Raw genomic sequence first — 8058 nt, 5'->3', positions numbered from 1 at the left:
CCGAGACCTTCGATTCCGAAGCCAAGGCGAAGTCCATGTTTTTCTGGATTCACCGCAATGCGGAGCTTCAGCGCTTTGCCTTGAAGGCGATGTGGCTGCCAGAGCCAGGTCAGGAAAAAGCACCGCGGGTGTCCCTGCTGCGATCAGGGATCGCATTTCGAGCCTTCTCGGGCGGTCATAGTCGTACACGATGACGAGGGTTTTTCCATGACCGAGCAGAATCAGGACCAGCAAGAACACGCCAACGTCCCTGCGCATTCCACCGAGGAAGAAAAAGCGCGGCTCAAGGACAAGAACAAGGATGGCATCCCGCCCGGCGCGGAATAGGCCGCTACGTTTAGGGCAGGCAAAGAAAAACCCGCCAGGGGCGGGTTCAAAGAACGTATCGAAGCCTGGTCAGTGTGCCTTTCCAGTTGTCGGAAATTCGTGAATATTGCGTGATCAGTGCGTTTGCCGGACGCGATGCACTGCTGCGCAGTGATGCGTGCATGAGCGGGCGTTCGGATGTCTTGCCAAGCTACTTCCCGGCATTGACCTGGAGAGGCATTGACCTGAGGCTCTAAGGCGCCTATACAGGCGGCCTTTGCCAAGGAGCCACCCATGCGCGACCAAGACGATCTCCACGAGCCCGAGCACGACCACCTGCTGGACCATGAATTCCACGACATCGAGGAACAGGAGCCGGATGCCGGCTCGTTCGAGGATGCGCTGGATGACGATGAGGAAGCGCTGGAGGAGGAGCTCGACGGCATGGACCATCCCGCCTGGCACGATGACGTCGAATAGGCTCGCGCCGACAGGCCAACCGTGCGGCAGGCCGCCAGGGCGCGGCGGCCCTATCGCCGATCGAGCGAATAGCGCCCTGCGCCGGTCACTGCCAGCAACAGCAGCCCGCCTACGATGCTCAGGTTCTTGAAGAACTGGATGGTATTGGCGGTGCGCTCAGGGTCGACCATGTTCCAGAAGGGGTGGCCAATCAGCGCGGTGCCGATCACGAACAGCGCGAACAGCAGCGCCAGCGGCCGGGTGTAGAAACCCAGCACCAGCACGATCCCGACGAAGAATTCCATGACCATCGCGATCACCGCTGCGAGCGTGGGGGCGGGAGCCCCTAACGAGGCCATGTAGCCCACCGTGCCTTCGAACGCGGTGAGCTTCCCCCATCCGGCGGAGACAAAGAGGATCATCAGTAGCACGCGGGCAACCAGAATGATGACGTCGCGTTGACCTTCGAGCAGGCTGTAGCGCATGGCGGCATTCCCAGTGGACGGGGTTATGTTCCACTCTAGCTGCACGCGGGAGTTCTGGAAGGGAGGTCGGCAAAAAGGCAGGTCAGGAGGAGGGTGGCCGTGCTGGCCGATGCTTCAGGAGGTGCGTTGACGCGTTGGTGCCCCGAGCCGGACTCGAACCGGCACACCTTGCGGCGGCGCATTTTAAGTGCGATGTGTCTACCAATTTCACCATCGGGGCGCGATGTGAAGCCTGCGATTAGACACGAAAAGCTTGAGGGAATCAACGGTTTAGACGCCAGAAGGGGGCGCGGGTGGCTTTGCGGATCACCTTGCGGCTCAGGCGATTTCCGAACGCCAGCCCCACCCGCGTCAGTCCTTGGGTTTCATGCCCCGCGCCAGCTCACGAAGCTCTGCTGCCCATGTCTGCAGGCCCTCCTGACAGTTTCGCACCGGCGCTGCGTCGTGTCGGTGCACCGTATGCTGCAGGTAGCGGGCATGGCCTTCAAGCGCGCGTGACAGCTTTTCCAGCTCACTGGCGGTGCGGTTCAAATCGTCTTGCATGTCTTGCAATCGGGTGTTGGATGACATTGTCCTCTCCTGCAACATCGGGTGGAGCGCGCCGCGCCATGGTCAATTGACACCGTGCTGTCATTGGGCCACCCTTCGGTTCTCTGATGAAAGTTCAGCAGCTTCATTGATGCGGGAACGAGGCAAAACTGAAGATTGTCTTCCCAGGCGTTGTCCGCGAGCGCTATTGTCTAGGCTCATTACAATACTGCAGTGCCTTGTGGAGTCACCATGGTGTCGACAGACTGCCCAGATCTTCCGGTGATGGCCGCTACACGCTACGAGCAGCTGGTCCAGTCGGTGGTCGATTATGCCATTTACATGCTGGACCCCACCGGCCGCATCGTCTCCTGGAATGCCGGCGCCCAGCGGATCAAGGGCTACCGTGCCGAAGAGGTCATCGGCCGGCACTTCTCGCTGTTCTTCACCGAACAGGATTGCGCTGACGGTCGCCCCGAACGGCTGCTCCAGCTTGCCTTGAGGACGGGCGTCGCGCAGGACGAAGGCTGGCGCCGACGCAAGGATGGCACGCAGTTCTGGGCGCTGGCGGCGATGGATGTGATCCATGACGAAACCGGTCAGGTCATCGGCCTGGCCAAGGTCACCCGCGACATCACCGACCGGCGCGACTCGGCCTTGCAGCTTGATGCCATGCGCGCCCAGCTGTTCCAGGCGCAGAAGCTAGAGGCCCTGGGGCAGTTGACCGGCGGCCTGGCGCATGACTTCAACAACCTGCTGACCATCATCCTCGGCTCGGCGAGGCTGGCGCGCGGCAGCCGTGACCCGCAGCGCATCGATCGCCTGCTCGAGCACATCCTCGATGCTGGCGAGCGGGGCTCGGAGCTAACCGGGCAGTTGCTCAGCTTCGCCCGGCACAAGCACCTCGAAGTCGCACGAATCGACCCTCGGGAACTGATCGCGGCCACGCTCGGGCTGGTCGCCCATTCGCTGCCCGCGGGTATCGAGGTGCGCGAGGAGCTGGCGCCGGGCCTGCCTGCCATCAAGGCCGACGCAGGACAGCTGCAGATGGTGCTGCTCAATCTCGTCTTCAATGCCCGTGACGCCGTTGGCGAGCAGGGGGGGATCATGCTTCAGGTCGTTGCCTGCGAGATGAACGGCCAGGTCGACGACCTGCACGGACGATTCGTGCGCTTCGATGTGCGCGATACCGGGCATGGCATCCCGGTGGAGGTACTGCCGCGTATCTTCGAGCCATTTTTCACCACCAAGGCGTTCGGCAAGGGCACGGGGCTCGGGCTGAGCCAGGTCTATGGTTTTGCCAAGCAAAGCAACGGAGCGATTGCCGTGACCAGCGAGGTGGGCAAGGGAACGTGCATGAGCCTCTATCTGCCGGTCTGGCAAGCGCACGACGACAACCTGCACACAACCGGTGAATGACAATGGTCGAATCACTCAAGCGTCTTGCCACGGGGATTCCCGGGCTTGACCACCTGCTCAAGGGTGGGCTTGTCGCAGGCGCCTCCTATGTCATCCAGGGCCATCCAGGCTCAGGCAAGACGATCCTGGCCAACCAGCTGGCCTGCAACCACGTCAGGCAGCAGGGACGGGTGCTGGTCGCAACCCTGCTCAGCGAGTCGCACGAGCGATTGTTCCAGTACCTCTCGACCCTGGAGTTCTTCGACCAGGGCATGATCGGCAACCAGATCCAGTTCGTCAGCGCGTTCGATGCACTGGAGCAGGATGGCCTGGGGGAGGTGGTGAAGATCCTGCGTCAGGAAATCGCCCGCCAGCAGGCCAGTCTGCTGATCGTCGACGGGCTGCTCAATGCTCGCTCGCGGGCTGAAACCCCGCTCGACACCAAGAAGTTCATCTCCGAGCTGCAAGGGCATGCCGCCTTTGCCGGCTGCACCGTCCTGCTGCTGACCAGCTCGAGGCTCGACGAGGGTAGCCCGGAGCACACCATGGTCGACGGCGTGATCGAGCTGAGCGAGCAGCTGGCCGGCAGCCGCGCGGTGCGCCAGATCCAGTTGCGCAAGACGCGTGGCAGCGGCGCCCTGGCGGGCCTGCACGAATTCGAGATCGACCAGTCCGGGCTGCAGGTGTTTCCGCGGCTGGAGTCGCTCTATAGTCTGCCGAGCCATCCTGGCGCCGATACCGTGACACGTACCACCAGTGGCACCGAAACGCTTGACCAGGTGCTCGCGGGCGGCCTGCCGAAGGGTGCCATCACGTTGGTAATGGGGCCTTCGGGCATTGGCAAGACCTCATTGGGCCTGGGTTTCCTCGCAGCCGCCACGGCGGCGGAGCCAGGGCTGCATTTCGGCTTCTACGAAACCCCTGAGCGTCTTCGCCTGAAGGCCAGCGCCCTGGGCCACGACTTCAAGGCGCTAGAGCGCAAGGGCTTGCTGCACCTGTGCTGGCAACCGACTACCAAAGGCTTGCTCGATCAGGTCGGCGCGCGGCTTCTGGATATCGTCCAGGCCCAAGGCATCAAGCGCGTGCTGCTCGACAGCCTGGGCGCCTTCAACCGCCTGGCCAACAATCCGGCCCGGCTCAACGAGTTCTTCTGTGCCCTGACCGGGGAGCTTCGTGCCCGTGGCGTGACCGTGATGCTCACCTGGGAGATGCGCGACATCTTCGGTTCGGAAATCAACGCGCCCGCGCCCGATCTCTCGAGCATCGTCGACAACCTGCTGCTGATGCGCTTCGTCGAGCACGACGCTCGGCTCAAGCGCATGCTGTCCGTCCTGAAGGTCCGCGACAGTGACTTTGATCCGGAACTGCACGAGTTCGTCATCAGTCACAATGGCATTACCCTTCGCCAAAGCTTTGCAGGGGTCAGCGGTGTCCTTTCAGGTACGCCCATCCCCTCGGGTGGGGGCTGATGATAGGTAGTGGACGATGCACACGATCCTGATCGTCGATGACGAGTACCTGATCGCCGATATCCTGGGTTTCGCCCTGGAAGACGCCGGCTTCCTGGTGGAGAAGGCCAGCAACGGCCGCAAGGCCCTGGAGGCCTTGAAAGAAAAGCGCGTGGAGCTGGTGATCACCGACTACATGATGCCGGTGCTCAATGGCGAGGAGCTGGTCAGGGCGATTCGCGAAGAACTGCAGCTCACGGATCTGCCGGTGATCCTCATGAGCGGCGCGCAAGCCAGCCAGGGGCGTACCCATCCGCAGTTGTTCGACGCGGTGTTCGACAAACCGTTCGACATGGACAGGATGATCGCCAAGGTGCATGAACTGCTCGACACCTGAAGCCAGGAAAGAAGTCCCCGCATCGGCGGGCAATCGGGTCAAGCGCATCCGTGCGGCTTGAAGCAGTCGCGATCAGTGTTGGTCTTCCCCTTTCTCCGGCGCCGGGTTGCCCGCCTGGATACGCTTGAAGATTTCCTCACGGTGGACCTGGACATCCTTTGGCGCATCGATGCCGATCCTCACTTGCATCCCTTTAACGCCCAAAATGGTGACTTTGATGTCATCGTCGATGACGATGCTTTCGCCAACCTTACGGGTGAGTATCAGCATGTAATTCTCCTTGGTGATGTAGAGTGCCGCCCGGGGGTTATGCCGCGCGGCCGGGAGCGGGGCCCCTTGGCCTGTCCCTCTTCCTTATCATTAAAGACGCTTTCGGCGGATATTAATTCCCCCGCAGGCAAATTCTGTTGCCTGTCTTTAGGTGCAGGAGCCGACGGGCGAAGTGTGTTTGCGCTGTCGGCGGAGGTGCTCTGGTGGCAAGGATAGGGGGCTTCGGGTGATATGGGAAATTTCTCTGCATGATGAGAGGTATAGACGTCTTCAATCATCGGCCACCGCCGCCTGCAGGCGCTGCAAAAACAGCAGGAGCGCCACTTCTTCAGGCTCCAGCCCCTTGCGCGACCGGGCCCGGGGCAGGGCTGCCAGTTGGCCGAGGGTAAAGTGTTCGAGCACGGCCGGGTGGATATAGCAGCGTCGGCAGACCGCGGGTGTATTGCCCAGGCGCGCGGCCACCTCGCGCACCGCCGTCGAGACTTGCCGCTTGGCCTCGGTTTCCGGCTCCCAGGTCAAGGGACGCAACAGGTCCAGGGCCAACGCGCTGCCGGCCCAGGTGCGGTAGTCCTTCGCGGTGAAGTCGGCCCCGGTCAAGGTCTGCAGATACAGGTTGATGTCGCTTGATCCGATGCTGTGGCGTTGGCCGTGCTCGTCCAGGTACTGGAACAGTTCCTGGCCGGGAAGGTCGAGGCAGCGCTTGACGATCCCGGCCAGCCTGCGGTTGCGCAAGGTCACGTTGTGCTCCACGCCACGTTTGCCGCGAAAGCTGAAGCGGATGGTGCTGCCCTTGACCTCGACATGCCGGTTGCGCAGCGTGGTGAGCCCATAGGACTTGTTGTCGCGCAGGTAGCGGCGATTGCCGATGCGGATCAGGGTGTTGTCGAGCAGGCTGACCACCAGCGCCATGACCTTTTCGCGGTCCAGCCCAGGCCGGGACAGATGGGTATCCACCTGGCGCCGCAGCTTGGGCAGTACCTTGGCGAAGGCGAGCATGCGCCCGTACTTGTGTTCGTCGCGGTGCTCGCGCCACTGCACGTGGTAGCGATACTGCTTGCGCCCGCGCGCATCGCGCCCGGTGGCCTGCAGGTGGCCCTGCGGGTCGGCGCAGATCCAGACATCGGTATAGGCCGGCGGGATCACCAGGGCGGCGATGCGGGCCAGGGTATCCTTGTCCGTGATGCGCTCGCCCTCGGCATCGTGATAGATGAAGCGGCCGCGCCAGAGGCGCCGGGTCAGGCCGGGCTGGGTATCGTCCACATAGTGCAGCGTCTGGGGCAGAGGGCATTCGAGCATGGGCGTGATCCATTGACCGGTATCTGTTCAATGGACCACGGCGCTTCGCCACGGTGCCGGATTTCAACCGAGCAGCGCCACCGACTTGATCTGCGCCCACAGCGCTTGCCCGGGATGCAGGCCAAGCTGGTCGGCTGAGTAGCGGGTGATGCGTGCCAGCAACAGATTGCCGCCAGCCTCCAGGCTGACCAGCGCATGCGCGGCGTTCTCGGCCGGGCGGAATTCGCGCACCCGCACCGGCAGGCGGTTGAGGATGCTCGAGGCACAATCCTCGGTCAGGCTCAGGCTCACATCGCGGGCCTGCACCTTGACCCGCAGCCGTGTGCCGCTGGCCTGGGCCGGGTGGGCGATGCGCAGGCGCGGGCCATCGCCTGGCAGTTGCACGTCGAGCAACTGGTAATGGGCATCGTGGCCACGCGCGGTGACCTCGAAGACCACGCCGGCGTCCTCGCCTTCGGCCAATGGCAGGTCCAGCCGGGCGAGGGTGTCGGCGATCGGCCCGCTGGCCTGGACCGCGCCTTGTTCGAGCAGCACCAGGTAGTCGGCAAGGCGTGCGACCTCGTCCTGGGCGTGGCTTACATAGACAACGGGGATCTCGAGCTCGGCATGCAGGCGCTCGAGGTAGGGCAATATCTCGCGCTTGCGTGGCCCGTCCAGCGCGGCGAGCGGCTCATCCATCAGCAACAGCCGCGGGCTGCTCAACAGCGCCCGGGCAATGCCTACGCGCTGCGCCTCGCCACCGGACAGCGTGGCAGGCTGGCGTTCGAGCAAGTGGCCGATGCCGAGCAGTTGGCAGGCCTGGTCAAGGCTGATCTTGCGTTCGCCCGGAGCGATCCGGCGCCAGCCGAACTCCAGGTTGCCGCGTACCGACAGGTGCGCGAACAGGCTTGCCTCCTGGAACACATAGCCTACCGGGCGCTGGTGAGGGGGCATGAAGAAACCACGCGCGGAGTCTTCCCACACCTCACCGTTGACCTCGATGTAGGCGCTGGCCGCGCGTTCGAGACCGGCCAGGCAGCGCAGGCACGACGTCTTGCCCGAGCCCGAGTGGCCGAACAGCGCACTGATGCCGCGGCCCGGCAGTTGCAGGTCGACGTCCAGGGTGAAGGCGTCGCGTCCCAGGGTCAGCCGGGCGGTTATCGTATTGTCCATGCTTAGCTCCAGCCCGCCTTTGGGCGACGACCGGCATACAGCACCAGCAGCACCAGGAAGGAGAACACCAGCATCGCGCCTGCCAGCCAGTGCGCTTGCGGATAGGCCATGGCCTCGACGTGGTCGAAGATCTGCACTGACACCACGCGGGTCTTGTCCGGGATATTGCCACCGATCATCAGCACTACCCCGAACTCACCCACGGTGTGGGCAAAGCCCAGGATGCTGGCGGTGACAAAACCTGGCCGGGCCAGGGGCAATACCACATGAACGAAGGTGTCCCACGGGCTGGCGCGCAGGGTCGCGGCGACCTCCAGCG

11 protein-coding genes and 1 tRNA gene are annotated in these 8058 nt (G+C 63.4%); 5 read left to right on the top strand and 7 right to left on the bottom strand.

What is annotated here, in order from left to right; all coding sequences use genetic code 11:
- Positions 1-194, top strand: a 194-nt coding sequence (locus VJS90_RS03145) for a hypothetical protein (protein ID WP_324119008.1), incomplete at its 5' end; no start/stop codon positions are given.
- Between the two features lie 406 nt (positions 195-600).
- Positions 601-786: a hypothetical protein gene (locus VJS90_RS03140; RefSeq protein ID WP_324119005.1), complete on the top strand. Its 186-nt coding sequence runs from the start codon at positions 601-603 to the stop codon at positions 784-786.
- A gap of 50 nt (positions 787-836) precedes the next feature.
- Here VJS90_RS03140 and VJS90_RS03135 read toward each other — a convergent pair whose 3' ends face one another.
- The 3 genes from VJS90_RS03135 to VJS90_RS03125 form a co-directional block, all read right to left on the bottom strand.
- Positions 837-1250: a DoxX family protein gene (locus VJS90_RS03135; protein WP_324119003.1), complete on the bottom strand. Its 414-nt coding sequence runs from the start codon at positions 1248-1250 to the stop codon at positions 837-839.
- Between the two features lie 135 nt (positions 1251-1385).
- A tRNA-Leu gene (locus tag VJS90_RS03130) sits at positions 1386-1470 on the bottom strand.
- A 131-nt stretch (positions 1471-1601) separates the two neighbouring features.
- On the bottom strand, positions 1602-1820 hold the full coding sequence (locus VJS90_RS03125; protein WP_324119001.1) for a hypothetical protein: 219 nt from the start codon (positions 1818-1820) through the stop codon (positions 1602-1604).
- Between the two features lie 210 nt (positions 1821-2030).
- On the opposite strand from VJS90_RS03125, the gene VJS90_RS03120 reads away from it, so the two are divergent.
- The 3 genes from VJS90_RS03120 to VJS90_RS03110 are packed head-to-tail and all read left to right on the top strand — an operon-like array spanning position 2031 to position 5021.
- Entirely contained in the window at positions 2031-3197 is a 1167-nt protein-coding gene (locus VJS90_RS03120) for a two-component system sensor histidine kinase NtrB (RefSeq protein WP_324118999.1), read from the top strand.
- 2 nt (positions 3198-3199) lie between these two features.
- A complete protein-coding gene (locus VJS90_RS03115) occupies positions 3200-4645 on the top strand; it encodes an ATPase domain-containing protein (RefSeq protein WP_324118998.1) in 1446 nt (481 codons plus the stop codon).
- A 16-nt stretch (positions 4646-4661) separates the two neighbouring features.
- Positions 4662-5021, top strand: a complete 360-nt coding sequence (locus VJS90_RS03110; RefSeq protein ID WP_324118997.1) for a response regulator — start codon at positions 4662-4664, stop codon at positions 5019-5021.
- Positions 5022-5093: 72 nt separating this feature from the next.
- Here the strand turns inward: VJS90_RS03110 and csrA are convergent, their stop codons facing one another.
- The 4 genes from csrA to VJS90_RS03090 form a co-directional block, all read right to left on the bottom strand.
- The gene (gene csrA / locus VJS90_RS03105) at positions 5094-5291 is read right to left on the bottom strand and encodes a carbon storage regulator CsrA (RefSeq protein WP_324118996.1); all 198 of its coding nucleotides are present in this window, start codon (positions 5289-5291) and stop codon (positions 5094-5096) included.
- Between the two features lie 270 nt (positions 5292-5561).
- Entirely contained in the window at positions 5562-6587 is a 1026-nt protein-coding gene (locus VJS90_RS03100) for a DNA topoisomerase IB (RefSeq protein WP_324118995.1), read from the bottom strand.
- 63 nt (positions 6588-6650) lie between these two features.
- A complete protein-coding gene (modC, locus tag VJS90_RS03095; protein ID WP_324118993.1) occupies positions 6651-7739 on the bottom strand; it encodes a molybdenum ABC transporter ATP-binding protein in 1089 nt (362 codons plus the stop codon).
- A gap of 2 nt (positions 7740-7741) precedes the next feature.
- Positions 7742-8058: molybdate ABC transporter permease subunit (locus VJS90_RS03090; RefSeq protein WP_324118991.1), on the bottom strand; the 317-nt coding region annotated here is incomplete at its 5' end.

The sequence above is a fragment of the Pseudomonas sp. genome, from assembly GCF_035277045.1.
Classification (GTDB): domain Bacteria; phylum Pseudomonadota; class Gammaproteobacteria; order Pseudomonadales; family Pseudomonadaceae; genus Aquipseudomonas.
Note: the sequence above shows the minus strand (reverse complement) of the source record. Positions and strands in the feature narration are given on the sequence as shown.

Excerpts from the sequence above, each read along its gene's own strand:
- VJS90_RS03140 (WP_324119005.1), top strand. The coding sequence starts at position 601 with ATGCGCGACCAAGACGATCTCCACGAGCCCGAGCACGACCACCTGCTG.
- VJS90_RS03135 (WP_324119003.1), bottom strand. The coding sequence starts at position 1,250 with ATGCGCTACAGCCTGCTCGAAGGTCAACGCGACGTCATCATTCTGGTT.
- VJS90_RS03125 (WP_324119001.1), bottom strand. The coding sequence starts at position 1,820 with ATGTCATCCAACACCCGATTGCAAGACATGCAAGACGATTTGAACCGC.
- VJS90_RS03120 (WP_324118999.1), top strand. The coding sequence starts at position 2,031 with ATGGTGTCGACAGACTGCCCAGATCTTCCGGTGATGGCCGCTACACGC.
- VJS90_RS03115 (WP_324118998.1), top strand. The coding sequence starts at position 3,200 with ATGGTCGAATCACTCAAGCGTCTTGCCACGGGGATTCCCGGGCTTGAC.
- VJS90_RS03110 (WP_324118997.1), top strand. The coding sequence starts at position 4,662 with ATGCACACGATCCTGATCGTCGATGACGAGTACCTGATCGCCGATATC.
- csrA (WP_324118996.1), bottom strand. The coding sequence starts at position 5,291 with ATGCTGATACTCACCCGTAAGGTTGGCGAAAGCATCGTCATCGACGAT.
- VJS90_RS03100 (WP_324118995.1), bottom strand. The coding sequence starts at position 6,587 with ATGCTCGAATGCCCTCTGCCCCAGACGCTGCACTATGTGGACGATACC.
- modC (WP_324118993.1), bottom strand. The coding sequence starts at position 7,739 with ATGGACAATACGATAACCGCCCGGCTGACCCTGGGACGCGACGCCTTC.